Below are 26,198 nucleotides of genomic sequence, written 5' to 3' on the forward strand. Positions count from 1 at the left end.
GCAGCGGTCATTTGGCGAAGGTGATGTCCTTCAGCTTGGCGAACGGGTGGTTCGGATCGACCTTCGCCGAACGCTGCTTGTTTTTGTTTGGTCCCTGTGCAGGCTGCTTGCCGGGTTTTCGTCCCGTCCGCTTGGCCTGATGGGGCGGGCGCTGGTCAGGTTTACCGCTGCCCGTGGTCGCCTGGTTGGCTTGGGCGCTCTGGGGCTCGGCTGTCGTGTTTACGGCTTCCGATTGCGCGGCAACCGGCTGCCCGCTGGCTGTCTTGGGCTTGCGCCGTCGACGCTTCTTCGCCGGTTTAGCCTCGGCTGCTGCATTGCCGTCGGGGCCGGTCTGTTGCGGGGCTTCGGCGCTGGCTGCGTTCGCTGCGGGTGTCTTCGCCTTGCGCCGGCGCGGGCGACGTTTCTTGGCGGGTGCCTGCGCAACTGACTCAGTTGCCGTCGCCGGGTCTTCCGAGGGGCCGGCGGCGGGTTGCCTGCGCGCTGCCGGCTTGCGCTGCTCGCCCTTTGGCTTGCCTTTGGGCCGGAAAGCGGGCGCTGCGCCGTCGCGGCCATAGGGATGGTAGTCCAACAGCGGCAGCGCGAGCTCCAGGGCCGCGCGGTCGTCGTCCAGGATCTGCGCGAGCGCGCCCACCGGCGTGAACGGGCCCGACGGGTTCAGCTTATGCAACGCCCCGGCCAAGCGCTCCAGCGCGTCGACGCGCACGGCCACGGCGGCCTCCTGGGTGCGCGCGCGCGAGCGACCCCGGCGCGGCGGTTCGATCCGGCGATAGCCGAGTGCCCGGCAGGCGGCGTCGTCCAGTTGGGTGCCCGGACGGATCACCGCGGCGCGGCTGGTCGGCAGCGTGTCCAGCGGCTGACCACGGTACAGGCTGGTCAACAGCGCCTTCATCTTGAGCGCGCGGGGGTGCAGCAGGGCGGGCAGCCACAGGCTCTGCCGCCCGATCCGCACGCCCAGCTGGCTCAGCTGCTTGCGCTCCTCCTTGGTCAACTCGCGGACATGCGTGGCGACCTCCGCGCGATCGACCACGCCCAGCGCCTCCACGAGCTGGAAGGCGAGGCCCCGGGCGCGTGCCGGCAGCTCCGCGTCGGCGAGCGTGAACAGCTGGTCCAGCTTGTTGCGCCGGTGTCGGTCGAACCAGTCGGCGAGGCGCTTCCGCACGCGCTCCCGCTGGGCGCTGTCCAGGAAGTCGCTGTCGACTGCGACGACCTTGGGTTTCAGTGCCGTCTCGCCAGCTTCCAGCCGACCCACGACCTCGCCGCGCCAGGTCAGATGGCCGTCCTCGGTGAGCGCGATCGCACCGTCGTTGTCGCTCTCCAGCTGCTTGATCCGGCGCGGAATCTCGGTCGACAGCGCCCGCCGGGCGGCGGCTTGCAGCGGGCGCTTGTCCTCGCCCTTGGCTTCGGCGTCCAGCTCGAAGGTCAGGCCGTGCAGCCGGCCGACGTACTCGCCCTCGACCAGCACCTCGCCGCCGCGCCGGACGGCCCCGATCAGATCGGAGCCGTCCTTCAGCCGCTTCATCAGCGTGGCCGAACGGCGGTCGACGAACCGGTTGGTCAGGGTGTCGTGCAGCGCGTCCGACAGGCTGTCCTCGATCTGCCGGGCGCGCGCTTGCCAGTGCGCGCTGTCGTGCAACCAGTCACCGCGGTGGGTGATGTAGGTCCAGGTCCGCACGTAGGCGATTCGTTGCACTAGCGTATCGATATCGCCTTCGGTCTTGTCCAGCTGGTCCAGCTGCTTGGCGACCCAATCCTCCGGCAGCGCGCCGTCGGGGCGCATCAGGTAGCGATAGATCTGCGCCAGCAGGCGGGTGTGCTGATCGGACAGCACCTTGCGGAAGTCCGGGATCTGGCAGACTTCCCACAGCAGCCGCACCGCGCCCTGGTTGCCGGCCATGTCGGCGATCTCCGGATCGCGGGCCAGTTGGCAGAGGACGTTGTAGTCCTCCGCGTCGCGCGCCCTGGTCAGGGCGTCGGACGGCGGCGCGGCTTCCAGGCTCTTGATCAGTGCCTGCGGCGACTTGAAGTCGAGTTCCCGGTTGCGCCAGCACAGCGATTGGATCGGCTCGAAGGCGTGGTGTTCCACCGCCTCCACGATTTCGGGATCGATCTCGCCGATGTTGTTGGTGGTGCCGAAGGTGCCGTCGGACATGTGCCGGCCCGCGCGTCCGGCGATCTGGCCAACCTCGGGGGCGGTCAGGGGGCGGGGCATGCGTCCGTCGAACTTGTTCAGCCGGGCGAACGCGACGTGGTCGAGGTTCAGGTTGAGGCCCATGCCGATCGCGTCGGTGGCGACCAGGTAATCGACCTCGCCCTCCTCGAACATCTGCACCTGGGCATTGCGCGTGCGCGGGGACAGCGCGCCCAGGACGACGGCGGTGCCGCCGCGGTTGCGGCGCATCAATTCGGCGGTGGCGTAGACGTCGGAGGCGGAGAAGGCGACCACGGCCGAGCGGGCGGGCAGCTTGGTCAGCTTGCGCGCGCCACTATAGGACAGCACCGACAGGCGCGGCCTCGCGGAGATCTCCGCGCGGGGCACCAGCTCCCTGATCATCGCGCGCATCGTATCGGAGCCCATGAACATCGTCTCCGACAGGCCGCGCGCGTGCAGCAACCGGTCGGTAAAGACATGCCCGCGCTCGGGGTCGGCGCACAGCTGGATTTCGTCGACGCCCAGGAACTCCACCGGTCGGTCGACCGGCATGGATTCAACCGTGCACAGGAAATAGCGCGGGTTGGGCGGCAGGATCTTCTCCTCGCCGGTTACCAGCGCGACCTGCCCGCGGCCCTTCTTCTGGACGACCTTGTCGTAATTCTCGCGCGCCAGGAGGCGCAGCGGGAACCCGATCATGCCGGAGGTATGCCCCAGCATGCGCTCGATCGCGAGGTGCGTCTTGCCGGTGTTGGTCGGGCCCAGCACGGCCTTGACCGTTCCGGGCCCGGCGTCGGGGCGCGGCGTGTGGGTCAGCATGATAGGGTCAGGATCGGATACGCGGGCGCCACGTGCAAGGATGGGTCGCGTGTGACCCCGTGATCGGTGGACTCAGCCCGTCGTGCTGTCGAACTGGAAGCAGGACAGGATGTAGCTCACCGTTCCATTCGCGTCGGTAAACGGCAGGGCGAGGCGCTCGTAGGAGATGAACTCCTTGCCCACGGATTCCAGCGTGCCGTGATAAAGATCCGGAACCAGCTGCGTGGCGACCCGGCGGTAGCCATCGGCCATGCCGTCCGGCTCGTGGCGGCTGATGAATTTGCTCAAGGCGTCGCCCGTAAAATCGCGGCCCACCGCCTGAACCACGTCGGTCCCGACCACGCGATAGCGAAAGTCCCGCCCGCCATCGAGCACATCCAGGAGCACGAGGTGCGGCAACAGTTCCCGTGGCACCTTGACGACGTCGAAAGCGCGATACGGGGGAACCGTGCCCTCGGGCGTCAGGCTACGCCAGAAGCGGTAAAACACGTTTAACCGGGGGGAGGCCGGGTTTACCGGCTGTATGATGTTTTTCGTCACGTTCGTAGGCACGGAAACCACCGGTTTCGTGAGCGGAAGGCCCGTTTTCGGGACAGATCGGGCAGTGGGAGCTAACATACGGTAAGATGCAAACACGCCGCAATCTGTCCGGACCAATTTAACACCATTTTTGAGCTTAACCCGTGCTTGTGCCGCCCACCAGGGGAACAAACGCGACGGGAAGGACGCTGCGGGTGTGCACCCGACCGTCGGCATCCTTGATCACCTGGCACAGAGTCTGCGCGCCCTGTAGACCCAAGAGGCCCTGACGCGTCGCCAGTTCCACCGGCACGACCAGCCGGCCCCGTGGGGCGAGTTGTTTGGCCAAGGCGTCGCGCACGTCTTCCGGCGCGGCGGCGGTCACCGCGATGGCGTCGAACGGTGCTTCTGCTGGGAGGCCGCTGGACCCGTCCGCCGTCATCACGCGGATATTGTCGTAGCCCAGGTCGGCAAGTCGGGTGCGGGCCGTGTCAGCCAACTCGGGCACGGCTTCGATGCTGATAACGTCGCCGGCAAGCTCCGCCAGCATGGCGGCCTGATAACCGCAGCCGGTGCCGATCTCCAGCACCCGGCTGTCCGGGCCCGGTCGGCACAGCTGGGTGGTGATCGCAACGATGTAGGGCTGACTGATCGTCTGCCCATGGCCGATCGGCAGCGGCCGATTGGCATAGGCATCGGCGCGCAACGCCTCCGGCACGAACAGGTGCCGCGGCACGCGTTCCAGAGCGGCGCGTACATCGTCGTCCAGCCGATCAAAGCCGAGTTCTTCGGCGGTGGCCGCCACCTCTCGGGCGACCGTGTCGGCGAGCTGTTGGCGTGCCTCGGCGTACGGCCAGCGTTGGTCGGGGGTATTGGGGGCTGTTCCGCCCGGGCGTTTGGGGGCGTCGCCGCCATTCGTTCTGGCCATCGTGTACGGCCTCGTCGTCGCATGCCCTAAAGGGATTTATTTGGGTGCCGTTTGCGATCTTGTAAGGCAGGGGCCCGCGACCACATATGCCAGCTAGCCCGGTCCGCCCGTCCGCTTGTGCGGATAGCGGCTGGCGCAGTCTAGCACAGCGCGGCGCGCGGACCGCCATCGGTCCCGATCCGAATCCCGCCGAGCGACCACAAAGAACACGCATGAAGGATGGGTGAGCCCTCATGGCGAAGGAGACGCATAGCTTCCAGGCCGAAGTCAGCCGGCTGCTGGATATCGTTGCGAACTCGCTCTACTCCAACAAGGAGGTGTTCCTGCGCGAACTGATCTCGAACGCCTCCGACGCCTGCGACAAGCTGCGCTACCAGGCGATTACCGAGCCCGAACTGATCCAGGACGATCCGGACTTCCGGATCAACATCGTTCCCACCAAGGAAGCGCGGACGGTCGCCGTGATCGACAACGGTCTCGGCATGAACCGCGAGGACTTGGTGCAGAACCTGGGCACGATCGCCAGCTCGGGCACGCTCAAGTTCGTCGAGCAGCTGCAGCAGTCCGGCGACAGCGACAAGGCGAGCCTGATCGGCCAGTTTGGCGTCGGCTTCTACGCCGCCTTCGTGGTCGCCGACAAGGTCGAGGTCGAGACCCGCAAGGCTGGCGAAAGCCAGGGCTGGCGCTGGATTTCCGACGGCCGCGGCGAGTTCACCATCGAGGAGACCGATGAGGCGCCTGCCCGCGGCACGCGCGTCCGGCTCTATCTGAAGGAAGGCGAGGAGGAGTTCCTGGAGGATCAGCGCATCCGCCGGATCGTCCAGACCTATTCCGACCATATCGCCATCCCGATCCTGCTGGGCGAGCGGCCGGACGACGAGGGCAACGGCCCGGATCAGCTGAACACCGCCTCCGCGCTGTGGACCCGGCCGAAGTCGGAGATCACCGAGCAGCAGTACACCGAGTTCTACCACCACGTCGCCCACGCGATGGACGAGCCGTGGCTGCGGCTGCACTTCAAGGCCGAGGGGAAGCTCGAATACAGCTGTCTGCTGTTCGTGCCCACCCAGCAGCCCTACAACCTGTTCCATCCGGATCGGCAGCACGGCGTGAAGCTGTACGTCCGGCGGGTGTTCGTCACCGACCAGTGCGAGGAGCTGGTGCCGGCCTACCTGCGCTTCCTGCGCGGCGTGGTCGACAGTGAGGACCTGCCGCTGAACATCTCTCGCGAGATGCTGCAGAACAATCCAACGGTGGCGAAGATCCGTCAGACGCTGGTCAATCGCGTGCTGAACGAGCTGAAGAAGAAGGCCGACAACGCGCCGGAGGACTACAAGAGCTTCTGGGAGAATTTCGGCGCGGTCCTGAAGGAAGGCCTGTACGAGGACCAGGAGCACAAGGACCAGCTGCTCGAGCTGGCGCGCTTCCAGAGCAGTGAGCGCGAGGGCTTGATCTCGCTGGACGAATACGTCCAGAACATGAAGGAAGGCCAGCAGTCGATCTACATCATCACCGGCGACGACCTGGAAACGCTGAAAAAGTCTCCGCAGCTGGAAGGCTTCAGGGCCAAGGGTGTCGAGGTGCTGCTGCTGGCGGATGCGATCGACGACTTCTGGACCTGGATGATCGGCGAGTACCAGGGGCACCAGATCAAGTCGGTGACGCGCGGCGCGGCCGAGCTGGACGACATCAAGTCCGGCAAGGACGACGACAGCTCGGACAGCGAGGACGACAAGCAGGAGGATCAGCCGGACGACAGCCAGGTCGGCACGCTGGTCGCCTTCCTGAAGACCGCGCTGGAGGACGAAGTGAAGGACGTCCGTTCGACGCAGCGGCTGACCGACAGCGCCTGCTGCCTGGTCGCCGACGAGGGCGACATGGACATCCACTTGGAGCGCATGCTGCGCCAGCACGGGCAGACGGTGCCGACCAACAAGCGCATCTTGGAAATCAACCCGAAGCACCCGCTGATCCAGCGCCTGGCCGAACGGGCCAGCGATGGGAGCAAGCAGGGCGCCAACGGCAGCGGCGATCCGATGACCGACGCCGCCTGGCTGCTGTTGGATCAGGCCCGGATCGTCGAGGGCGAGACCCCCAGCGACCCGGCCGCCTTCGCCCGCCGTATGAGCCAGCTGGTCGCCAAGGGCCTGGCGGCGTAGCGACCTCGCATCGGCTTCAGGCGAACTAATAAAGGGCGGTTCCCCAGCGGGAGCCGCCCTTTATTATGTATGTGTCTCGTCGGTCATCGCCTGCCAACCGGCTCCGACTAACGTGGCCGGCTAAATCCCGCTACCCGACCCCTGCTGCGCCCACCAGGCGTTGTGGATGCCGCATTCGGTCTTTTCCATGCCCGACCAGCGGCCGGCGCGGGCGTTCTCGCCCTCGGCGACGCGGCGGGTGCAGGGCAGGCAGCCGATCGAGGGGTAGCCCTGGTCGACCAGTGGGTGACGCGGCAGCCCGCGCGCGTTGAAGGCGGCGTCGACGTCGTTCTGGGTCCAGTCGGCGAGCGGGTTCACCTTGACCCGGCCGTCGACCAGCTCGACGCGCGGCAGCCCCTCCCGGGTCGCGGTCTGGAAGCGCTTGCGGCCGGTGATCCAGGCATCGAAACCGGTGAGCGCGCGTTCCAGCGGTCGGACCTTGCGCAAGGCGCAGCACCGATCAGGATTGACCGACCAGAGGTGACCGTCCGGGTCGGTCTGCTTGCGGTCGGCTTCGTCCGGTTGCTCGTTGCGCACGCCCGTCAGGCCGAGCTTGGCGATCAGCCGGTCGCGGTAGCGCAGCGTCTCTGGGAAGTGCTTGCCCGTCTCCAGAAAGATCACCGGGGTCGCCGGGTCGATCCGCGAGATCATGTCGAGCAGTAGGGCCGCCTCGGCGCCGAACGAGGACACGGCCGTGATCGTGCCCGGAAAGTGCCGGGTGATCGCTAGCGCCAGCAGTTCCTCGCCGGTTAGTCCTTCGGCGTCGCGTTCCAGCGCCCGCTGGCGGTCCAGCGGGGTGATCGGGGTGCTTCCGTCCATGGCAGCGATTCTCGCTTACTCCGCAGCCCGGGGCGCGTGGCGGCGCCAGGGTGCGGGTTGGGTCCCGTCGGCGGCCTTCTGGTAGACGACCGAGATGCGCTGCAGCGCGCGCTGCCACGCCTCGGCCGTCTGGTCGTCGACCTCGAAACAGTCGAACCCGCAGCGCACCAGGAAGATCGCCTGGTCCTGCAGCACGTCGCCGGTCGCGCGGATTTCGCCGGTGAAGCCGTAGCGCTGGCGCAGCAGGCGCGCCTGAGAGTAGGCCCGGCCGTCCTTGAACGCCGGAAACTCCAGCACGACAGCGTCGAGCTTGGGCAAATCGTCGGCGATGTCCGCGACCGGCTGGTCGTTCTTCAGGCGCACGCCCAGCGCGGCGTTGCGTCCCTCCAGCGCGTGACGGTTCTCCTGGAACACTTCGGCCGGAAGGATCGTCGCCTGGCCATCGGGCAACGCGTCCAGCGTCTCGACCTCGACCCAGGGATCGGTGAGGCGCGCGCCGGTACGGTCAATCAGCGGCATAGAGCTTCTCCCGGAAGGGCTCGGCACCGACGCGGCGATAGGTCTGCAGAAAGGCCTCGCCGTCCCGGCGGTTCTCCAGATAGGCGTCGACCAGCGTTTCGACGGCGTCGACCACCTCGTCGTAGGCGAAGCCCTTGCCGACGATTTCGCCCAGGCTGGCGGTCTCGTCCGCGCTGCCGCCGATCGTCAGCTGATAGAACTCCTCACCCTTCTTATCGACACCCAGGATGCCGATGTGGCCAACGTGGTGGTGGCCGCAGGCATTGATGCAGCCGGAAATCTTGACCTTCAGTTCGCCAATATCGTGCTGCCGGTCGAGGTCCTGGAAGCGCTCCTGAATCCGCTGGGCGACCGGAATCGACCGGGCGTTGGCGAGCGAGCAGTAGTCCAGACCCGGGCAGGCGATGATGTCGGAGATCAGGCCGACGTTCGCCGTTGCCAGGCCGTGGTGCTTGAGCTCCTGCCACAGCTGATAGAGATCTTCTTGGCGCACGTCGGGCAGGGTCAGGTTCTGCTCGTGGGTCACGCGGATCTCGCCCAGCGCGAAGCGGTCGGCGAGCTCGGCGACCGCCTCCATCTCCTCCGCGCTGGCGTCGCCGGGGGCGCCGCCATGCGGCTTCAGGGAGACGTTCACGATCGCGTAGCCCGGCTGCTTGTGCGCGGCCACGTTGGCCTGTACCCAGCGCGCGAAAGCGGGATCGTGCTGGCGCCAAGCAGCGTAGGCCGGCGGGTCGTCCGGCAGGTCCGCGTACTGCGGCGGGGCAAAGTAGGCCTGGATGCGCTCCAGCTCGCCGTCCGGCAGGTCGAGTTCCTGGTCTGGCATCGCCTGCCATTCTTCCTCGACCCGACGGGCGAACTCCTCCGCGCCGACCGCATTGACCAGGATCTTGATGCGCGCTTTGAAGGCGTTGTCGCGCCGGCCGAGCTGGTTATAGACGCGCAGCACCGCCTCCAGATAGCTGAGCAGGTGACGCTTGGGCAGGAAGTTCCGGATCGTTTTGGCGATCACCGGGGTCCGGCCCTGTCCGCCGCCGACCAGCACCTCGAAGCCGGGCTCGCCGTTCGCATCCCGGGTTATGCGCAGGCCGACGTCGTGTACCGCGATCGCCGCACGGTCCTCCTGGCAACCGGTAACGGCCACCTTGAACTTGCGCGGCAGGAACGAGAATTCCGGGTGCAGCGTCGACCACTGCCGGATGACCTCGGCGTAGATACGCGGGTCTTCGATCTCGCCCGCCGCCACGCCGGCGTACTGGTCCGCGGTGGTGTTGCGGATGCAGTTGCCGGACGTCTGGATGGCGTGCATCTCGACCTCCGCCAGCTCGGCCAAGAGGTCCGGGATATCCTTCAGCGCCGGCCAGTTGAACTGGATGTTCTGGCGGGTGGTGAAGTGGCCGTAGCCCTTGTCGTAGACGCGTGCGACGTGGGCCAGCTTGCGCATCTGGGTCGACGACAGCGTGCCGTAGGGGATGGCGATGCGCAGCATGTAAGCGTGCAGCTGCAGATACACCCCGTTCATCAGCCGCAGCGGCTTGAACTGGTCTTCGCTCAGCGCGCCGGACAGGCGGCGGTTCACCTGTTCGCGGAACTGTTCGACACGGTCGTTGACCAGGGCCTGATCGAATTCGTCGTAGCGGTACATCGCTCTTACGTTCCCTAAGCGCTGCGACCCGTGGACCCCGCGCCCGCCAGCTCGGCCTGCTTGCCGAGATCGGGGCGCACGCTCGGTCCCTTGGCGCGCATCACTTCCTTCATGTGACTGGGCTTCACCGTCCCGTCCGCCTGCGGTTGAACCGCGAACAGATAGGGCGCGACCACGGAGGTTCCGGCGAACGCCTCGGCGCGTTCCAGCAGCGCCTCCTGCGCCTGCGGATCTTCCGCCCAGTCGGTCTGTTCGGGCGTTTCCGCCCAAACGTCCTCAGGCGTCAGATAGACCACGACGCCGTCGCTCAGGCGGTTCGCGGTCACGGCCTTGGGTCCCTTGGCCTTGGCTGCCATGGCGTTTCGTCTCTCGTTGCGGTGTCGGGGCGCGGCGGCTCAGCCCTGCAGGGCAAGCGCGCGCGGTTGGACGTGGACGGGTGCGGCGGCAGCGGTCTGCCGCGCGCCCTCGGCGAACGCGGCGACCTGGCCGATGATCAGCATCGCCGGCCCGCGCACGCCCTGCGCCGCGACCGTCTGGCCGAGTGCGGCCAGCTGGGTCGGCAGGACGCGCTCGTCCGCCGTGGTGCCGTTCTCGACGATCGCCGCTGGCGTATCCGGGCTCAGCCCATGGGCGATCAGCCGCTCCGCCACGCGTTCGGCGGTGGCCACGCCCATGTAGATCGCCAGCGTGTGGTTGGCGCGCGCGAGCGCGGCCCAGTCCGGCTCCTGATCACGGCTCGCCGCGTGCCCGGTGACGAAGGTGACGGCGTGGGCATGGTCGCGGTGGGTGAGCGGGATGCCGGCCGCCGCCGCGCAGCCGGTCGCCGCGGTGATGCCGGGGACCAGCTCGACCTGGACGCCGGCGGCGCGCAGGGCCGCGACCTCTTCCCCGCCACGGCCGAACACGAAAGGGTCGCCGCCCTTGAGACGGACCACCTTGGCACCGGCGCGTGCGTGGCGGATCAGCAGGTCGTTGATCTCGTCCTGCGTCTTGGCGTGCGCTCCCGGGGCCTTGCCGACATCGATCCGCTCGGCGTCGCGGCGTGCGTAGTCGACGATTTCCGCGGGCACCAGGCGGTCGTGGACCACGACGTCGGCGCGCTGCAGGAAGCGCACGGCCTTGAAGGTCAGGAGATCCGGATCTCCCGGCCCAGCGCCGACGATCGCCACCTGACCGGTCTCTGCCTCCGTGGCTTCGCCATTGACCAGGCGCATCATGCCTTCGCGGGCCTTCGCCTCGCGGCCGGCCAATACGTCGTCGGCAACGGCCGAATCGAAGAATCTCTCCCAAAAGCGCAGGCGCTGCGGGCCCGGCGGCAGGCGATTGGCGACCGCTTCGCGGAAGCTCTCGGCAAAGCCGGTTAGCTCGCCGATGCGCGCAGGCAGCATCGCTTCCAGCTTTTCCCGGATACGCCGGGCCAGGACCGGCGCGGCGCCGGCGCTGGAGATGCCGATCGTCAGCGGATCGCGGTCGACAATCGCGGGCGTGATGAAGGTGCAGGCCCAGGGGCGGTCGACTACATTGACCGGCACGTCGCGCGGACGGGTGACCTTGGCCACCGCCTCGTCGACATCGCCGCGGCCGGTGGCGGCGATCACCGCCGCCTTGCCCGGCACGTCATAATACTTAAAGCAGCGGGCGATATGCTCGATCCCGCCGTCGCGCGCGAGCGCCGCCAGCTCGTCGTCCAGCCGCCGGGCGACCACGACCACCCGGGCGTGCGCCTTGCGCAGCAGACGGACCTTGCGCGCGGCATTTTCCATGCCGCCGACGACCAGCACGGGCCGATCGCGGATGTCGAGGAAGGCCGGGAAGTAGCGCATCGCGAACCCCTTTGCCGCGGCCCGGCGCGCCATGCTGCTGAGGCGAGGCGGCCACCGGTTAATTTCCGCGCTACGGCGTGTGTTTTTTGGATTTGCCGCAAAACGCTTCGTAGAATTTGAAATAGGCTGTCGGCCAGTCCGTGTCAAGTAATCCCACATTCTCAGTGTCGTTATAGGATTATAACACATCTAAGAATGTGGGAATTAACCGACCCCGACAGTACGCTTTCGGGTCACCCTAGGCCAAGCGTCAGCCTAACAGGTGGTCGATCACAGCATTCAGCCGCAACCGACCTTCCGCCGTCGCCGCCAGACTCTGCGCGTTCAGGGTCAGATAGCCCGCTTCCTGCAGTGCCTCCAGCCGGTCGGCGTCGAACAGTGCCTCCGGCTGCGCCCCCAGCTCGCGCTGGAACGCGTCGCGGTGGATGCCCTCGGCCAGACGCAGGCCCATCAGGGTCATCTCCTGGCGTTTCTGGGCCGCGTCCAGGGGATCGCGGGCGCGGGTGGCGTGGCCGGTGCGGCCGACCGCCTCCAGCCAGGCTTCCGGCGCGGAATGCTGGCGGGTGGCGTGCTTGGTGCCCTGCACCGTCACCCGGCCGTGCGCGCCGGGCCCGATGCCGAGATAGTCGCCGTAGCGCCAGTAGGTCAGGTTGTGCCGGCTTTCCTGCCCCGGCATCGCGTGATTGGACACCTCGTACGCGTTCAACCCGCGTGCGCCCAGCGTCTCGTCGGTTGCCTGGAAAATCGCGGACTGCGTGGCGTCGTCCGGCAGGGCGAGCTCGCCGCGCCGCCAGGAGGCGTGAAACGGCGTACCGGGCTCGATCGTCAACTGGTAGATCGAGAGGTGCGCCGGCCCTTCTTCGAGCGCGCGGGCGAGTTCGTCCGCCCAGCTCTCCGGCGTCATGCCGGGGCGCGCGGTGATCAGGTCGAACGACATCCGCGGAAACGCCCGACGCGCCAGGTCGACCGCCGCCAGCGCCTCGTCGGCCGAGTGCTGCCGCCCCAGGAACGCGAGGGCGCGGTCGTCCAGCGCCTGCACGCCAAGCGACACGCGGTTGACCCCGGCGGCACGGAAGCGGGCGAACGCCTCCGCTTCCACACTCGTGGGATTGGCCTCCAGCGTGATCTCGGCGTCGTCGGCCAGATCGAACCGTTCGGCAACCCGGTCGATCAACGCCTCCGCCGTTTTGGGATCCATCAACGAGGGCGTACCCCCGCCGAAAAAGATCGAGGTGACGCGGCGCCCAGCCATTTCGTTGGCGTAATGGTCTAGTTCGGCCAGCAGCGAGCGGCGCCAGAGGTCGTGGTCGACCGCGCCGCGCACGTGGCTATTGAAATCGCAATAGGGGCATTTCTTCAGGCAGAAGGGCCAGTGGACGTAGACGCCGAAGCCAGGATCGGGCGCCCGGTCTGCCCGCGTCTGCAGCGCGGGCGCGCCCGTCATGTCCGGAACACCGCGTCGACCAGCTGGCGGAAGGCCCGCGCTCGATGGCTCATGGCGTGCTTGGCCGCCGGCTCCATCTCGCCAAACGTGATCGCGTGACCGTCCGGCACGAACACCGGATCGTACCCGAAGCCACGCGTGCCGCGTGGCGGATAGGTGAGCGTGCCATCGACCTGGCCTTGGAAGGTACGTGTTGTCCCTTCCGGCCAGGCGAGCGTGAGCGCGCAGACGAAACAGGCCGAGCGGTCGCCGCCTGTGCCGGCGTTGACCTCCCGCAACTCCTGTTCGACCCGATCCATCGCGGCGTGGAAATCCTTGTCCGGTCCTGCCCAGCGGGCGGAGTAGATTCCGGGCTTGCCGCCCAGCGCGGTCACCGCCAGACCGCTGTCATCCGCCAGCGCCGGCAGATTTGCGCCTTTGGCCGAGGCGCGCGCCTTCAGCTCCGCATTCTCGGCGAAGGTATGGCCCGTTTCCTCCGGCTCCGGCAGGCCGAGCTCGCCCGCGGACTTAACGGTGGTGCCGAACGGTTCGAGCAGTTCGGCGATTTCGCGGACCTTGCCCGGGTTGTGACTGGCGATGACGAGGGTATCGGCGCCTAGTGGCATGGCGGTTGGAGTCCTCACGAAGGTCCCGGTCCATAACGACATAACGCCCCTCTCCCGCGAGGGGAGAGGGGTCGCCGACGCGCGGGTCGAAATCGGCGCGACGGGCGTTAGAGACCGACGCCCAGGGCCTGCAGCTGCTTGCGGCAGAGCTGGGACACACCGCCTTCGGCAAGGTCGAGCAGCTTGTTGAAGGTGGCGCGGTCGTAGGGCTCGCTCTCCGCGCTTGCCTGGATCTCGACGATTCCGCCGCGACCGGTCAGGACAAAGTTGGCATCGGCGTCAGCGCTGGAATCCTCGTCGTAGTCGAGGTCGAGCACCGGCTCTCCCTTGTAGATCCCAGCGGAGATCGCGGCGACCTGGTCGGTCAGCGGGATCTGTTTGATCGCCTTGGCCGTCTGCATGAACTGGAAGGCCTGATAGAGCGCGACATAGGCGCCGGTGATCGCGGCCGTCCGGGTGCCGCCATCGGCCTGCAGGACGTCGCAGTCGATCTGGATCGACCGCTCGCCGAAGGCGGTCAGGTCGGTCACCGCGCGCATCGACCGGCCGATCAGCCGCTGGATTTCCACCGTACGCCCGCCCTGCTTGCCGCGCGCGGCCTCGCGGCCGCCGCGGGTGTGGGTGGCGCGCGGCAGCATGCCGTACTCGGCCGTCACCCAGCCGCGTCCGCTGCCGCGCATGAAACCTGGCACCGAGTTGTCGACCGAGGCGGTGCAGAGCACGTGCGTGTCGCCGAACTTGGCCAGGCACGACCCTTCGGCGTGCTTGCTGAAGTCGGGCTCGAGAACGACGGTGCGCAGCTGGTCGGCGGCGCGTCCGGAGGGGCGCATGAGAACCGCGGGCTCCTGTGATTGTGGTGGGGACTATTCCGGCCATTGCCGGGCGTCGAGCGGCGCGCACGCTATCCGATCACCCCCGCAGCGTCCACCCGCGCCCCCTCGGCGGTATCGGGGCCGTCCGGTCGCGGCGGTCAAGTTGACCGCCTGCCCGGCGGTTCCTATCTTCAATGGGTGTAGACTGGTGGTGAGTTTCCCCATGACAGAGCAGCGACGCGGTCTGAGCGGACGCACGGATCTCAGCGCGCTGGATCAGCGTTCGCGCGAGATCTTCCGACATATCGTCGATGCCTATGTCGCGACCGGTGCCCCGATCGGCTCGCGCACGTTGGCGCGTCAACTGGGCATGGGCCTGTCGCCGGCCACGCTGCGCAACACGATGGCGGAGCTGGAGGAACTGGGCCTGCTGTATGCCCCGCACACCTCCGCCGGGCGACTGCCAACCGATCACGGCTTGCGGCTGTTCGTCGACGGCCTGCTGGAAAAGGGCAATCTCGACGCCCGGGAACGCGAGAGCATCGAGGCCCGCTGCGCCGCCAACGGGCGCAGCCTGCCGGACACCATGGCGGAAGCCAGCCGGATGCTCTCCGACCTGTCGAAGTGCGCCGGCCTGGTCGTCGCCCCGAAGTTCGAGGAACCGCTGAAGCACATCGAATTCGTCGCGCTCGGTCCCGGGCGAGCGCTGTGCGTGCTGGTCACCGATTCCGGCGCGGTCGAGAACCGGATCATCGACGTGCCGATGGGCCTGCCGCCCTCCTCCCTGGTCGAGGCATCGAACTACCTGTCGAGCAAGCTGGTCGGGCGCACGCTGAGCGAGGCGCAGCACGTCGTGCAGCAGGAACTGCAGCAGGAGCGCCAGGAGCTGAACGCGCTTACCCGCCGGCTGATCGAGCAGGGTGTGGCCGATTGGTCGGAAGCGAACGAGGGGGCGCTGATCGTGCGCGGTCAGGCACACCTCTTGGAGGACGTCAGCGCGCTGGAGGATCTGGAGCGCGTGCGCAATCTGTTCTCGGCGCTGGAAAAGAAGGAGTCGCTCAGCAAGCTGCTCGACCTCGCCGACGACGCGGACGGCGTCCAGATCTTCATCGGGGCGGAGAGTTCCCTGTTCGGCATGACCGACTGTTCCATGGTGATTGCGCCCTATGCCAACAGCCAGCAGCGCTTCGTGGGCGCGATCGGGGTGATCGGTCCGACCCGGATCGACTACGCCCGGATCATCCCGATGGTGGACTATACGGCGAAGGTGATGAGTCGGCTGGTCGGCTGACGCCGCGCCTGCTTTTCCAGGCAGCATGTCTTTTCATTCGCGCCTCTCATCCACAGATGAGGGGGCAGCGAACGGCACATACCCAACCAAGACATCGATCAGAGCAGACGGACCCGATACATGACGGCGAACAACAACCGCGCGAACGACGAGCATCAGGATCAGAACGCCCAGAGCGCGAACGCGCAGGGCCAGGACCAGGATGCCGGCCAGGGCGGCCAGGATCCCGAGCAGGCCAAGTCCGAGGCGAACGCCAAGGCCGCCGCGCAGGAGGCCGCGCGCCTGGCCGAGGAAGCCGCGCGCAATGCCAACGCGCAGGGCGAGGGCGATCCCGAGGCGGAGGCGCCCGAGGATCCGCAGGCCGCCCTGCAGGCGGAGATCGACGACCTGAAGAACCGTCTGCAGCGCGCCATGGCGGAGACCGAGAACGTTCGCCGGCGCGCCGACCGTGAGCGCCAGGAGGCGATGAAATACGCCGCCGCGCCGCTCGCCCGGGATCTGCTGGGCGTGGCCGACAACCTGCGCCGGGCGCTGGAGAGCGTGCCGCAGGACAAGGCGGAGCAGGACGAGACGCTGAAGAACCTGCTCTCCGGCGTGCAGATGACCGAGAAGGAACTCGCCGACGCCTTCGCCAAGCACAGCATCCAAAAGTTGGCGCCGGCGGCCGGTGAGAAGTTCGACCCGCACTATCACGAGGCGATGTACGAGGTGCCGACCGACGATCACAAGCCGGGCTCGGTCGTGCACGTCGTGCAGGAAGGCTATGTCCTGAACGACCGCCTGCTGCGCCCGGCGCGCGTCGGCGTCGCTAAGTCCGCCGGCGGTGGCCAGGGCGGTGGCAGCGGCGCCAACGGTCAGGGCGATAACATCGATACGAAGGCGTAACGACTACCGTTTTTCAGGTTTGGCGTAGAAACGCCCGCCGTGCAACCCACGGCGGGCGTTTTCTTGGGATCATCGCCGAGCGCGCGCACGGCGCGCGGGTTAGCGCCGCCTGGACCTACGACGTCCCCCGTCGCCTGGGTTCCCGGCTCAGCCCGCGCTGATCCAAGGCATCCAGGTAACGCTGCCAGATCTCCTGCTTGTTCTCGCCGAGCTGGCGCAGATAGGCCCAGGAGAAGATGCCGGTGTCGTGCAGATCGTCGAAGTGGATCTTGATGGCATAGTTGCCGACCGGCTCGATGGTCATGATGCCGACGTACTTACGCCCCGAGACGGTCTGCTTCTCCGCCGGGCTGTGCCCCTGCACCTCGGCCGAGGGGCTTTCCACGCGCAAAAGCTCGGCCGGATAGACGAACGTCTGGCCGTCGTCGAAGTCGATCTCCAGCTCCTTGCGCGCCTGGACGTAGCGGATTTCCAGCGGCCAGTGCTGGGTGCCATAGGGTTGGGCTTCGTCGGACTGGATGTCCTTCGCCATCGTCGGCGGTTCCAACAAGTTGGGTAAAAACGCGGCGGCATCCGACAGTCCCCATCTCCCTTGGGCAGAAGGGAGCCACGGAGGCTGTGAACCATCGCTTTGCCAGACGGCTTTCAGCTAACGCCTGCCGGCCTTCAAGCCAAGGACTACGCGTCGATCTGGCGGGCCTCGTCGGGCAGCATGATCGGGATGCCGTCCCGAATCGGGTAGGCGAGCTTGGCCTGCGGGCTGATCAGCTCCTGGGACTTGGCGTCGTACTCCAGCGGCCCCTTGGTCAGCGGGCAGACCAGGATTTCCAGCAGCTTGGGATCGACCGTGCTGCCGGCCCCGGCATCTTGCGTACCGGTGTCGGGCGTCTCGTTGCTCATTTTTGGTATGTCCTCGCAGATCCTGTCTGTCGTCGACCCGTCGGTATCCTGCCGCGCTGGTACAAGCCCGTCCAGCCGTCCCAGACCCACTAGTGGCGCGAGGCGGCGCGACCTTCCGGCGCGGGACGGTCCAACACCGCCATTTCCAGGATCGCGGTCATCGTCTCCGCGCGCCGAATGGCGTCTTCCGCTTCCAGCAGTGCCTGTTTCTCCGCGCTGGAGAAGGGGCAGACCATGGCGAGCGAGGTCACCAGCCGCTCGTTCGACGCTTCCCGAATGGCGTCCCAGTCCGCCTCGATGCCCTGCTGGCTGAAGTAATAGGTCAACGCCTCCAGCAGCCGCTCGCGGTCGAACGGCGCGCCCTGCTCGGGCTTCAGGTCGCCGGCGAAGCAACTGTAGTCCGGCACGACGCGGCGGTAGCCGTCATAGAGCGGCAGCTCCTGCTGGATACGAAACCGCAGTAGCCCCTTGAGCGTAACCAGGTAACGCCCGTCATCGGTCTCGGAGAAGGAGACGATCCGGCCGGCACACCCGGTCAGGTAGACCGGCGCGGCACCGGCATCGGAACGGGCGCCCTGAGGGTCCGGGGTGGTGTAGGCGGCTTCCTCGTCATCCTCGGCATCGAAACAGCCGAAACGGGCCGTCTGGTCGGCGTCATCCACGGCCGGCTGCACCATGCCGATCATGCGCTGATTACGCAGCGCATCGCGGACCATGTTCAGGTAGCGCGGCTCGAAGATGTTGAGCGGCAGCCGGCCGCCCGGCAGCAGCAGGACGCCCGAGAGCGGAAAGATCGGCAGTTCGCCCGGCAGCTCGTCATACTCGGGGTCGAAGGGGTGAGAGGAGGACATGGGCGCCCTTACTTAGGAGAACAGGATCGAGGACAGCCGGCGCCGGGCGCTCAGCGTGACCTCGTCCTTCGGCCCCCAGGCCTCGAAGAACTTGACCAGCTGCTGGCGCGCAGCGTCTTCGTTCCATTCCTTGTTGCGCTTGATGATCTCAAGCAGCTGGTCGCAGGCCTCCTCGCGCTTGTTGGCCGCGTTATAGGCCAGTGCCAGATCGTAGCGCGCCTGCAGATCGTCCGGGTTCTGCTGCACCGCCTGCTCCAGCTCGCCCAGGTCGCCGCGCGCCTTGGCGGTCTCCTCGGCTAGGTCGATCGCCGCCTTGGCGGCCGCCAGCTCGCCGGACTGCTGCAGCTCCTCGGTCAAGCTGTCGTAAATCTCGCGTGCGCCCTGGAAGTCGTCGTTCGCCAGATGGCAGCGGATCAGGCCAGCCAACGCGCCGGCGTTCTGCTCGTCGATCTGCAGGACCTGGCCATAGATCTGCTGGGCGGTCGAGACCTCGCCCGCGTCGAGCGCACCCTTGGCCTGCTGCAGGGCATGGTCGATCTGGGCCTGCTGATCCTGGCCGCCGCCGCCCTGCTGGGCGACCTGTTGGACGAACTGCTGGACCTGCTGCTGGCCGGCCTGCGCACCGGCGAATCCGTCGTAAGGCTGCCCCTGCACAAAGGCGTAGACGGTGGGCAGCGACTGCAGACGTAGCTGCTGGGCCAGTTGGCGGTTCTGGTCGACGTCCACCTTGACCAGCTTGACCGCGCCACCCTGCTGGCGGACCGCCTGCTCCAGCGCCTGTCCGACGGTTTCCGCCGAGCCGTCGCGCGGCGAGTGGAAGTAGCAGATCACCGGGGTCTGCTGGGACCCCTCGATTACTTTCTGGGTGAAGTCTTGCTGGCTGGCGGTCGTCACCGGGTCGCCGGCGCCGCTGCGCTGGCCACCGCCGCCGGTGTTTTGGCCGATGATCGTTTCCATCGCGTTTGCCCGTCCTATCTGCCGAAGTTGATCGGATATGCGCGTCAGCGCGTCCGAGGGTCGTCGGTTCTGTGTGGTCCGGCAGCTGCCGCCAAGGCGCGCCGGGTGGGCGGATGCGTCTCGTGAGGCGTTCAATTGCCCGCGCAGGGCATCCACCGAACGTCTAAATGGCGGCCGGGCGCGGATGTGACAAGTCCGCTGCGCCCGGGCAACACACGGTGGCGCCGGCTGGCACACGTGTGGATTGTGTCAGGTCAGATCCAGGTAGTCTGGCGCGTGGTCGACCGCGTTCAGGAAGCGCACCAGATCGTCCGGAGCGATGCCGGTGGTCATGGCATTGTCCAGCGGGTGAAAGTTCAGGCGCTCGTGGTCGCGCAGCATGCCGCGGTCGAGCATGACCTGAACCTTGCCCATGCTGTCGTTGAGCGCGGCAAACGGAGTCACCGCGCCTGGCACCACACCCAGATAGCTCATCAGCCGATCCGCGCTGCCGAACGACAAACGTCCGCTCTCCAGCTGCTCGCCCAGTGCCTTCAGGTCGATCTCCCGGTCTTCCAGGCAGACGACCAGCCACATCCGGCCTTTCTTGTTGCGCAGAAAGAGGTTCTTGGTGTGCCCGCCCGATAGCTCGCCGCGCAGCTGCTTGGCCTCTTCGACCGTGAAGACGGGATCGTGCCGCTTCGTCTCGGTCTGAATGCCAAGCGTGTCGAGCTTGGCGAACAAGGCGTCGGGACCGGCCGGCGTGCCGCCATCGGCCAAGCTGCCCGAACCGCCAACGCCGGCGTGACCATCGCCGGCCGGGGTCGGTTGGGTGGACGCGGAGTCGCCGGTCTGCTCGCTCATCGCGGTCTCGGTTCTCATTCTACGTGGGACCATGGACGTGACACGGCGGGATGGCCGCCGCACGCCCGCGCCAGCACGGCGGAGCGGGCGGAGCCTACGCGACCGGGCAGGGCGATGTCACCACCGCGTAAAAATCCCCTGTTGCAATGCGCGCACGACCGTATTATGTGCCGGGGTGTCGACGCGGCGGATGCCGCTGCGGACGGCACACACGACGGATGCGGGCGTAGCTCAGGGGCTAGAGCGTCTGCTTGCCATGCAGAAGGTCGTGGGTTCGAATCCCATCGCCCGCTCCATCCTGCCGGGGGCTCAGCCGAGAAGGCTGAGCCCCCGTTTTCGTTTCAGGGGTCAACGCAGTTCAAACGGGGGTCGCTGGACCATGCTCTCGGCGCTTGCGCTCGCTTTGCACGCCCTATCCGCCGTCGTCTGGGTCGGCGGGATGGCGTTCGCTTACCTGTTCGTCCGGCCAGCCCTCGGCGCGCTTGAGGGGCCGCAGCGCCAGACGCTGTGGCGCGGCACCTTCGCGCGTTTCTTTCCGGTTGTGTGGGGCACGGTCGGGCTGCTGCTCCTGACCGGCTATTACATGGTGTTCGGGACCTATGGCGGGTTCGCGAACGTCGGCGTGCACGTCCATATCATGCACCTGCTCGGGCTGGTGATGATGGCGATCTTCGCGCACGTCTTCTTCGCCCCCTGGCGCCGCTTCGCCAAGGCGGTCGACGCTGGCGATCGGGAGACGGCGGCGCAGAACATCGAGACCATCCGCAAGCTGGTCGCGCTCAACCTGACGTTGGGCGTCATCGTGGTGGTGGTCGCCTCCGGCGGGCGTTTCTGGGGATAAGCGGCCGGGTTGGATAAGGCGGAATAAGATTGGCCCCGGCGCCGTTGGGGTCGAGGCGGCGGCCGGGGCCAGGCACAACCGACGCGGAGCGGGCGGGACAGAAACCTCCGGGCCGGTACAACCGAGGCTGGCATCGGAATCGTAAAGTTGAAATTAAAACTTCGATGTCAAATTAGCCCTCGGTCGGAGTCACGGTTCCGCCACGCCTGCGCCATTTCATCGCTTGCCGGATCGCGCTAGCGTGCCCGTTGGCGGCCCGGCCGCGATTGCCGCGCGGGCGCCCAAAGAAAACCGATCACGCGGGGGAGCGTCAGCCGTCATGTCCATGGGCGCCGAACAGCTGAAGACCGATCTGATCGACCGCATCGTCGAACGGGCCCAGGCGCGCCTGAACCCCGAGCGCGCCGAGATAGCCGAACGTTTCGCCCGCCAGTTCTACGCCCACGTCCCGCCCGACGACCTGCTGGGCGAGGATGCCGATAATCTCTACGGCGCGGCGGTGGCGATGCTGAACTTCGCCACCAGTCGTCCGCCGGGCAAGGCCAAGGTCCGCGCCTACAACCCGCAGATCGAGGAACATGGCTACGGCTCGTCGCACACGATCGTCGAGGTCGTGAACGACGACATGCCCTTCCTGGTCGACAGCGTGACCCAACGCCTGGCCGACCTGGACGCGCAGGTGCATCTGGTGATCCACCCGATCCTGGAGGTCGCGCGCGACGCCGACGGGAAGCTGCTGGACATCCACAGCGCTGCCGGGACAGTGGACAGTCCCGAAGGGCAAGCCGCCGCGGCGCTTGGCAAGAAGGCCCCGGCGCCCAGCCGCGGCGCGGCGCGTAAAGCCGCGACCAATGGCGGCGACACTGCCACCAAGACCCGAGACAACACCAAGGCCGCCAACACCAAGGCCGATGACGCGGGGCAGACGCTGCGCGAATCGGTGATGCACGTCGAGATCAGCGAGCAGCCGGCGAGCCGTCTCAGCGAGCTGGAGCAGGAGCTGAGCCGGGTGCTCACCGACGTGCGCGCGGCGGTGCGCGACTGGCGGGCGATGCAGGATCAGGCGCGCCAAGTGATCGACGGGCTGAAGGCAAGCCCGCCGCCCTTGGCCAAGGCGGAGCTGGACGAGGGCGTCGCCTTCCTGGAGTGGGTCGCCGACGACAACTTCACCTTCCTTGGCTACCGCGAGTACAGCTTCGAGGGCACGGGCGCGGGCGCGGTGGCGCAGGTCAATCACGACAGCGGCAAGGGTATCCTATCCGACCCGGAATACCGCCTGTTCGATGGTCTGCGCGACCTGGGTAAGCTGCCGCAGGAGGTCCAGGCCTTCCTGCATCAGCCCGAACTGTTGCGGGTGACCAAGGCGAACCGACGGTCGACCGTGCACCGCGCGGTCCATCTGGACACGATCGCGGTCAAGACGTTCGATGGCGACGGCAACGTCACCGGCGAAAAGCTGATCGCCGGGCTATTCACCTCCACCGCCTATTCGCGCAGTCCGCGCGAGATTCCCCTGCTCCGCCGCAAGGTCGATCGGGTGTTGGAGCGCAGCGGGTTCCGCCCCGACAGCCACGACGGCAAGGCGCTGCTGCACATTCTGGAAAGCTACCCGCGCGACGAGCTGTTCCAGATTGGCGAGGACGACCTCTATCGCATCGCGATGGGCATCCTGCACCTGCAGGAACGCCAACGGATCGCCCTGTTTACCCGCCAGGACCCGTTCGAGCGGTTCGTCTCCTGCCTGGTGTTCGTCCCCCGCGACCGGCACGACACCCATCTGCGCCTGCGCTTCCAGGAGATCCTCGCGCAAGCGTTCAACGGCGAGGTTTCGGCTTTCTACACTCACCTGACCGAGGCCGTGCTGGCGCGCACCCACATCATCGTGCGCACCACCCCGGGCGAGATCCCGGACGTCGACAAGACCGCGGTCGAGACGCGCCTGGCGGAAGCCGCGCGCTCCTGGTCGGACCAACTGCAGGAAGCCCTGATCGAGGATCGCGGCGAGGAACCCGGCTTGGCGACCACTCGCCGGTTCGGTACGGCCTTCCCGGCTAGCTACGAGGAACACTTCCCCGCCAAGGCCGCCGTTTACGACATCGTTCGGATCGAACGCGCGATCGACACCAACGATCTGGCGATGAACCTCTACCGGCCGATCGAGGCGTCGGAGGACCAGGTCCGCTTCAAGATCTACCACGTCGACCAGCCGATTCCGCTGTCGGACATCCTGCCCATGCTGGAGAACATGGGCATCAAGGTGATCTCCGAGCATCCCTACGACGTGCATCCAACCGACCGGCGGCTGCCGGTCTGGCTGCACGATTTCGAGATGCGCACGGCTGGCGGCGAGCCGGTCGACCTCGGTCGGGTGCGCGACAAGTTCCACGAGGCGTTCGCCCGCATCTGGCGCGGCGAGATGGAGAACGACGGCTTCAACCGGCTGGTTCTGCTGGCCCGCCTGACGGCGCGCGACGTGATCGTGCTGCGCACCTACTGCAAGTACCTGCGTCAGGCCGGCATTCCCTTCTCACAGGCCTACATGGAAGACACGCTGGCGGAGAATCCCGCGCTGGCGCGTCTTCTGGTCGAGTTGTTTCGCTGCCGGTTCGATCCCGATATGCAAGCCGATCGGGCCGATCGGGAGGAGCAGGAAGGCCGGATCGTCCAGCACCTGACCGACGGTCTGGAACAGGTGGAAAGCCTGGATCAGGACCGGATCGTCCGGCGCTTCCTGAACGCCATTCAGGCGACCCAGCGCACCAACTATTACCAACCGATGCCCGACGGCGGCGAGCGGCCCTGGCTGTCGATCAAACTGGCCAGCGAACAGATCGACGAACTGCCGCTGCCCAAGCCGTTCCGGGAGATTTTCGTCTATTCCCCGCGGGTCGAGGGCGTGCACCTGCGCTTCGGCATGGTTGCGCGCGGCGGCCTGCGCTGGTCCGACCGGCGGGAAGACTTCCGCACCGAGGTGTTAGGGCTGGTCAAGGCGCAGCAGGTCAAGAACGCGGTGATCGTGCCGGTCGGCTCCAAGGGCGGCTTCGTGCCCAAGCAACCGCCGCCGCCCTCGGCCGGCCGGCCGGCGATGCAGGAGGAAGGCATCGCCTGCTACAAGACCTTCGTCCGCGGCCTGCTCGACATCACCGACAATTTCGTCGGCGGCGGCCAGGTCCGTCCGCCGGAAAAGGTCGTGCGCTGGGACGGCGACGATCCCTACCTCGTCGTCGCGCCCGACAAGGGCACGGCCGCCTTCTCCGACATCGCCAACGCGGTCAGCCAGGAGTACGGCTTCTGGCTGGACGACGCCTTCGCCTCCGGCGGGTCCAGCGGCTACGACCACAAGGTGATGGGCATCACCGCCAAGGGCGCCTGGGAGTCGGTCAAGCGCCACTTCCGCGAAATGGGGCACGATACCCAGCGCGAGGACTTCACCGTCGTCGGTTGCGGCGACATGTCGGGCGACGTGTTCGGCAACGGCATGATCTGTTCCGAGCACATCCGGCTGATCGGCGCGTTCAACCACCTGCATATCTTCGTCGATCCCAACCCCGACGCCGCCGAAAGCTATCAGGAGCGCAAGCGCCTGTTCGACGCCGCCAAGGGCTGGGACGCCTACGATACCTCCAAGATTTCCCAGGGCGGCGGGGTGTTCGAGCGCAAGGCGAAGTCGATCACGCTGACCCCCGAGATCCAGCAGCTGTTCGGATTGCAGAAGGAGCAGGTGGCGCCCAACGAGCTGGTCCACGCGATGCTGAAGGCAAACTGCGGCCTGCTCTGGTTCGGCGGTATCGGCACCTACATCAAGGCGTCCGACGAAAGCCACGCCGACGTCGGCGACCGCGGCAACGATGCCATCCGCGTCGACGCCGATGAGCTGGGCTGCAGCGTGATCGGCGAGGGCGCCAACCTGGGCGTCACCCAGCTTGCCCGGATCGAGTTCGCGCTGAACGGCGGGCGCTGCAACACCGACGCGATCGACAACTCCGGCGGCGTCGACTGCTCCGACCACGAGGTGAACATCAAGATCCTCCTCGGCATGGTCGAGGAGGCCGGCGACATCACCCGCAAGCAGCGCAACGAGCTGCTGCAGTCGATGACCGACGAGGTCGCGCACCTGGTATTGCGCGACAACTACCTGCAGACCCAGGCGATCTCGGTCACTGAGCGGCTGGGCGCGCACCTGCTCGACCGCTCGGCCCGTTTCATGCGCGCCCTCGAGCGCCAGGGCAAGCTCAACCGGATGATCGAGCACCTGCCCGACGACGAGACCATCCTGGAGCGGCGCAAGGCCGGCATCGGCCTGACCCGCCCGGAGATCGCGGTGCTGATGAGCTACGCCAAGATCGTCCTGTACGAGGAGCTGCTCGCATCCGACCTGCCGGACGATCCCTACATGGCGGCCGATCTGAAGACCTATTTCCCGGAGCAGCTGCGCCAGCGCTACCCCGGGCAGATCGAGGAACACCGCCTGAACCGCGAGATCGTGGCGACCTCGGTCACCAACTCGATCGTCAACCGCTGCGGCATGACCTTCGTGCACGAGACGCGCGAAAAGACCGGCATGCCGAGCCACGAGGTCGCGCGCGCCTACACGGCGGCCCGCGAGATATTCGGTCTGCGCGAGGTCTGGGCCGGGGTGGAGGCGCTGGACAACATCGCCCCGACCGAAACGCAGGCTGACATGCTGACCGAGGCGGGCCGCCTGATCGAGCGGGCGACCAGCTGGTTCCTGCGCAGCTGCAACCAGCCGATCGACATCTCCGAGGTGACGCAGACCTTCACCGACGGCGTGGCGACGGTTGCGGGCCAGCTGGATGAGCTGCTCGCCAAGAGCGACCTGCAGGACCGCGACCGTCGGGCCCGGTATTACCTGAAGCAGGGCGCGGGCGAGGAGCTTGCCCTGCGCGTGGCGTCACTGCGGCTGCTGCCCCCCGCGCTCGACATCTGCCGGATCGCCAGCACGCTGGAAATGGAGGTGGCGTCGGTCGCGCGCACCTTCTTCGCGGTCGGTCAGCGCTTCGGCTTTGATTGGCTGCGTCAGGCCGCCAATCAGCTGCCGACCGACGATGCCTGGGACAAGCTCGCCGTGGGTGCGATCATCGACGACTTCTACGGCCACCAATCGGACCTGACGACCCGCGTGCTGCAAACCTACGCGCCCGGCAGCAACGGCTCGGACGCGGTCGAGGCCTGGGCGCACAGCCGGCAGGCGCTGGTAACCCGCACCGAACAGCTGGTCACCGAACTCCGCTCGGCCGGCAGCCCGGACCTCGCCATGCTTGCGGTCGCCAACCGGCAGTTGAAGTCGATGGTGAGCGGCGGGTAACGCGTATGGTGCCCGTCAACATCTTCG

At 67.2% G+C, this 26,198-nt stretch carries 21 protein-coding genes and 1 tRNA gene; 6 read left to right on the forward strand and 16 right to left on the reverse strand.

Annotation, left to right across the window (positions count from 1 at the left end; all coding sequences use genetic code 11):
* Positions 1-7 precede the first annotated feature (7 nt).
* From RHOSA_RS0102005 to RHOSA_RS19800, 3 genes are all read right to left on the reverse strand, one after another.
* Entirely contained in the window at positions 8-2,968 is a 2,961-nt protein-coding gene (locus RHOSA_RS0102005; RefSeq protein ID WP_037255531.1) for a helicase-related protein, read from the reverse strand.
* Positions 2,969-3,040: 72 nt separating this feature from the next.
* Positions 3,041-3,457, reverse strand: coding sequence for a PAS domain-containing protein (locus RHOSA_RS25345; protein WP_027287378.1), 417 nt, complete (start codon positions 3,455-3,457; stop codon positions 3,041-3,043).
* 187 nt (positions 3,458-3,644) lie between these two features.
* Complete coding sequence (locus tag RHOSA_RS19800) at positions 3,645-4,415, reverse strand: protein-L-isoaspartate(D-aspartate) O-methyltransferase (protein WP_081728381.1); 771 nt, start codon at positions 4,413-4,415, stop codon at positions 3,645-3,647.
* 233 nt (positions 4,416-4,648) lie between these two features.
* On the opposite strand from RHOSA_RS19800, the gene htpG reads away from it, so the two are divergent.
* Positions 4,649-6,574, forward strand: a complete 1,926-nt coding sequence (gene htpG, locus RHOSA_RS0102020) for a molecular chaperone HtpG (RefSeq protein ID WP_027287379.1) — start codon at positions 4,649-4,651, stop codon at positions 6,572-6,574.
* A 120-nt stretch (positions 6,575-6,694) separates the two neighbouring features.
* On the opposite strand, the gene RHOSA_RS19805 is transcribed toward htpG, so the two are convergent.
* From RHOSA_RS19805 to rph, 8 genes are all read right to left on the reverse strand, one after another.
* The gene (locus RHOSA_RS19805) at positions 6,695-7,432 is read right to left on the reverse strand and encodes a phosphoadenylyl-sulfate reductase (protein ID WP_051431703.1); all 738 of its coding nucleotides are present in this window, start codon (positions 7,430-7,432) and stop codon (positions 6,695-6,697) included.
* A gap of 15 nt (positions 7,433-7,447) precedes the next feature.
* A complete protein-coding gene (locus RHOSA_RS0102030; RefSeq protein WP_027287380.1) occupies positions 7,448-7,951 on the reverse strand; it encodes a DUF934 domain-containing protein in 504 nt (167 codons plus the stop codon).
* Positions 7,938-9,593 (reverse strand): nitrite/sulfite reductase, encoded by a 1,656-nt coding sequence (locus tag RHOSA_RS0102035; RefSeq protein WP_027287381.1) that lies wholly within the window; start codon positions 9,591-9,593, stop codon positions 7,938-7,940. The genes RHOSA_RS0102030 and RHOSA_RS0102035 overlap by 14 nt, the downstream gene beginning before the upstream one ends.
* Positions 9,594-9,607: 14 nt before the next feature.
* Positions 9,608-9,949, reverse strand: coding sequence for a DUF2849 domain-containing protein (locus tag RHOSA_RS0102040; protein ID WP_027287382.1), 342 nt, complete (start codon positions 9,947-9,949; stop codon positions 9,608-9,610).
* Between the two features lie 39 nt (positions 9,950-9,988).
* Entirely contained in the window at positions 9,989-11,416 is a 1,428-nt protein-coding gene (gene cysG / locus RHOSA_RS19810; protein ID WP_051432397.1) for a siroheme synthase CysG, read from the reverse strand.
* A gap of 250 nt (positions 11,417-11,666) precedes the next feature.
* A complete protein-coding gene (gene hemW, locus RHOSA_RS0102050; RefSeq protein ID WP_051431704.1) occupies positions 11,667-12,860 on the reverse strand; it encodes a radical SAM family heme chaperone HemW in 1,194 nt (397 codons plus the stop codon).
* Entirely contained in the window at positions 12,857-13,465 is a 609-nt protein-coding gene (gene rdgB / locus RHOSA_RS0102055; RefSeq protein ID WP_027287384.1) for an RdgB/HAM1 family non-canonical purine NTP pyrophosphatase, read from the reverse strand. The genes hemW and rdgB overlap by 4 nt, the downstream gene beginning before the upstream one ends.
* A gap of 107 nt (positions 13,466-13,572) precedes the next feature.
* Positions 13,573-14,295, reverse strand: coding sequence for a ribonuclease PH (gene rph / locus RHOSA_RS0102060; protein ID WP_027287385.1), 723 nt, complete (start codon positions 14,293-14,295; stop codon positions 13,573-13,575).
* 205 nt (positions 14,296-14,500) lie between these two features.
* On the opposite strand from rph, the gene hrcA reads away from it, so the two are divergent.
* Positions 14,501-15,568, forward strand: coding sequence for a heat-inducible transcriptional repressor HrcA (gene hrcA / locus RHOSA_RS0102065; RefSeq protein WP_037255534.1), 1,068 nt, complete (start codon positions 14,501-14,503; stop codon positions 15,566-15,568).
* Positions 15,569-15,688: 120 nt separating this feature from the next.
* Positions 15,689-16,453, forward strand: coding sequence for a nucleotide exchange factor GrpE (locus RHOSA_RS19815; protein ID WP_081728382.1), 765 nt, complete (start codon positions 15,689-15,691; stop codon positions 16,451-16,453).
* Positions 16,454-16,568: 115 nt separating this feature from the next.
* Here RHOSA_RS19815 and RHOSA_RS0102075 read toward each other — a convergent pair whose 3' ends face one another.
* The 5 genes from RHOSA_RS0102075 to RHOSA_RS0102095 form a co-directional block, all read right to left on the reverse strand.
* On the reverse strand, positions 16,569-16,985 hold the full coding sequence (locus RHOSA_RS0102075; protein ID WP_051431705.1) for a gamma-butyrobetaine hydroxylase family protein: 417 nt from the start codon (positions 16,983-16,985) through the stop codon (positions 16,569-16,571).
* Between the two features lie 146 nt (positions 16,986-17,131).
* Entirely contained in the window at positions 17,132-17,353 is a 222-nt protein-coding gene (locus RHOSA_RS19820; RefSeq protein ID WP_037255536.1) for a Trm112 family protein, read from the reverse strand.
* Positions 17,354-17,442: 89 nt separating this feature from the next.
* The gene (locus RHOSA_RS0102085) at positions 17,443-18,204 is read right to left on the reverse strand and encodes an LON peptidase substrate-binding domain-containing protein (protein WP_027287388.1); all 762 of its coding nucleotides are present in this window, start codon (positions 18,202-18,204) and stop codon (positions 17,443-17,445) included.
* Positions 18,205-18,216: 12 nt separating this feature from the next.
* A complete protein-coding gene (locus tag RHOSA_RS0102090; RefSeq protein WP_037255539.1) occupies positions 18,217-19,161 on the reverse strand; it encodes a tetratricopeptide repeat protein in 945 nt (314 codons plus the stop codon).
* Between the two features lie 249 nt (positions 19,162-19,410).
* Positions 19,411-20,004 (reverse strand): prolyl-tRNA synthetase associated domain-containing protein, encoded by a 594-nt coding sequence (locus RHOSA_RS0102095; protein WP_081728383.1) that lies wholly within the window; start codon positions 20,002-20,004, stop codon positions 19,411-19,413.
* Positions 20,005-20,224: 220 nt separating this feature from the next.
* Here RHOSA_RS0102095 and RHOSA_RS0102100 point away from each other — a divergent pair.
* The 3 genes from RHOSA_RS0102100 (at position 20,225) to RHOSA_RS0102110 (ending at position 26,171) form a co-directional block, all read left to right on the forward strand.
* Positions 20,225-20,300: transfer RNA gene (locus RHOSA_RS0102100), tRNA-Gly, on the forward strand.
* 83 nt (positions 20,301-20,383) lie between these two features.
* Positions 20,384-20,845 carry a CopD family protein gene (locus RHOSA_RS0102105; protein ID WP_027287391.1) on the forward strand — a complete coding sequence of 154 codons (462 nt, stop codon included), beginning with the start codon at positions 20,384-20,386 and terminating at the stop codon, positions 20,843-20,845.
* Positions 20,846-21,164: 319 nt separating this feature from the next.
* A complete protein-coding gene (locus RHOSA_RS0102110) occupies positions 21,165-26,171 on the forward strand; it encodes an NAD-glutamate dehydrogenase (RefSeq protein ID WP_027287392.1) in 5,007 nt (1,668 codons plus the stop codon).
* Positions 26,172-26,198 lie beyond the last annotated feature (27 nt).

The organism is Rhodovibrio salinarum DSM 9154 (assembly GCF_000515255.1).
Taxonomy (GTDB): Bacteria; Pseudomonadota; Alphaproteobacteria; order Kiloniellales; family Rhodovibrionaceae; genus Rhodovibrio; species Rhodovibrio salinarum.

Excerpts from the sequence above, each read along its gene's own strand:
- rdgB (WP_027287384.1), bottom strand. The coding sequence starts at position 13,465 with ATGCCACTAGGCGCCGATACCCTCGTCATCGCCAGTCACAACCCGGGC.
- RHOSA_RS19800 (WP_081728381.1), bottom strand. The coding sequence starts at position 4,415 with ATGGCCAGAACGAATGGCGGCGACGCCCCCAAACGCCCGGGCGGAACA.
- RHOSA_RS0102040 (WP_027287382.1), bottom strand. The coding sequence starts at position 9,949 with ATGGCAGCCAAGGCCAAGGGACCCAAGGCCGTGACCGCGAACCGCCTG.
- RHOSA_RS0102105 (WP_027287391.1), top strand. The coding sequence starts at position 20,384 with ATGCTCTCGGCGCTTGCGCTCGCTTTGCACGCCCTATCCGCCGTCGTC.
- RHOSA_RS19815 (WP_081728382.1), top strand. The coding sequence starts at position 15,689 with ATGACGGCGAACAACAACCGCGCGAACGACGAGCATCAGGATCAGAAC.
- RHOSA_RS0102035 (WP_027287381.1), bottom strand. The coding sequence starts at position 9,593 with ATGTACCGCTACGACGAATTCGATCAGGCCCTGGTCAACGACCGTGTC.
- RHOSA_RS19805 (WP_051431703.1), bottom strand. The coding sequence starts at position 7,432 with ATGGACGGAAGCACCCCGATCACCCCGCTGGACCGCCAGCGGGCGCTG.
- cysG (WP_051432397.1), bottom strand. The coding sequence starts at position 11,416 with ATGCGCTACTTCCCGGCCTTCCTCGACATCCGCGATCGGCCCGTGCTG.
- rph (WP_027287385.1), bottom strand. The coding sequence starts at position 14,295 with ATGCGCCCCTCCGGACGCGCCGCCGACCAGCTGCGCACCGTCGTTCTC.
- RHOSA_RS0102030 (WP_027287380.1), bottom strand. The coding sequence starts at position 7,951 with ATGCCGCTGATTGACCGTACCGGCGCGCGCCTCACCGATCCCTGGGTC.
- htpG (WP_027287379.1), top strand. The coding sequence starts at position 4,649 with ATGGCGAAGGAGACGCATAGCTTCCAGGCCGAAGTCAGCCGGCTGCTG.
- RHOSA_RS0102075 (WP_051431705.1), bottom strand. The coding sequence starts at position 16,985 with ATGGCGAAGGACATCCAGTCCGACGAAGCCCAACCCTATGGCACCCAG.
- hrcA (WP_037255534.1), top strand. The coding sequence starts at position 14,501 with ATGACAGAGCAGCGACGCGGTCTGAGCGGACGCACGGATCTCAGCGCG.
- RHOSA_RS0102005 (WP_037255531.1), bottom strand. The coding sequence starts at position 2,968 with ATGCTGACCCACACGCCGCGCCCCGACGCCGGGCCCGGAACGGTCAAG.
- hemW (WP_051431704.1), bottom strand. The coding sequence starts at position 12,860 with ATGACGGGCGCGCCCGCGCTGCAGACGCGGGCAGACCGGGCGCCCGAT.
- RHOSA_RS0102110 (WP_027287392.1), top strand. The coding sequence starts at position 21,165 with ATGTCCATGGGCGCCGAACAGCTGAAGACCGATCTGATCGACCGCATC.
- RHOSA_RS0102085 (WP_027287388.1), bottom strand. The coding sequence starts at position 18,204 with ATGTCCTCCTCTCACCCCTTCGACCCCGAGTATGACGAGCTGCCGGGC.
- RHOSA_RS0102090 (WP_037255539.1), bottom strand. The coding sequence starts at position 19,161 with ATGGAAACGATCATCGGCCAAAACACCGGCGGCGGTGGCCAGCGCAGC.
- RHOSA_RS0102095 (WP_081728383.1), bottom strand. The coding sequence starts at position 20,004 with ATGAGCGAGCAGACCGGCGACTCCGCGTCCACCCAACCGACCCCGGCC.
- RHOSA_RS19820 (WP_037255536.1), bottom strand. The coding sequence starts at position 17,353 with ATGAGCAACGAGACGCCCGACACCGGTACGCAAGATGCCGGGGCCGGC.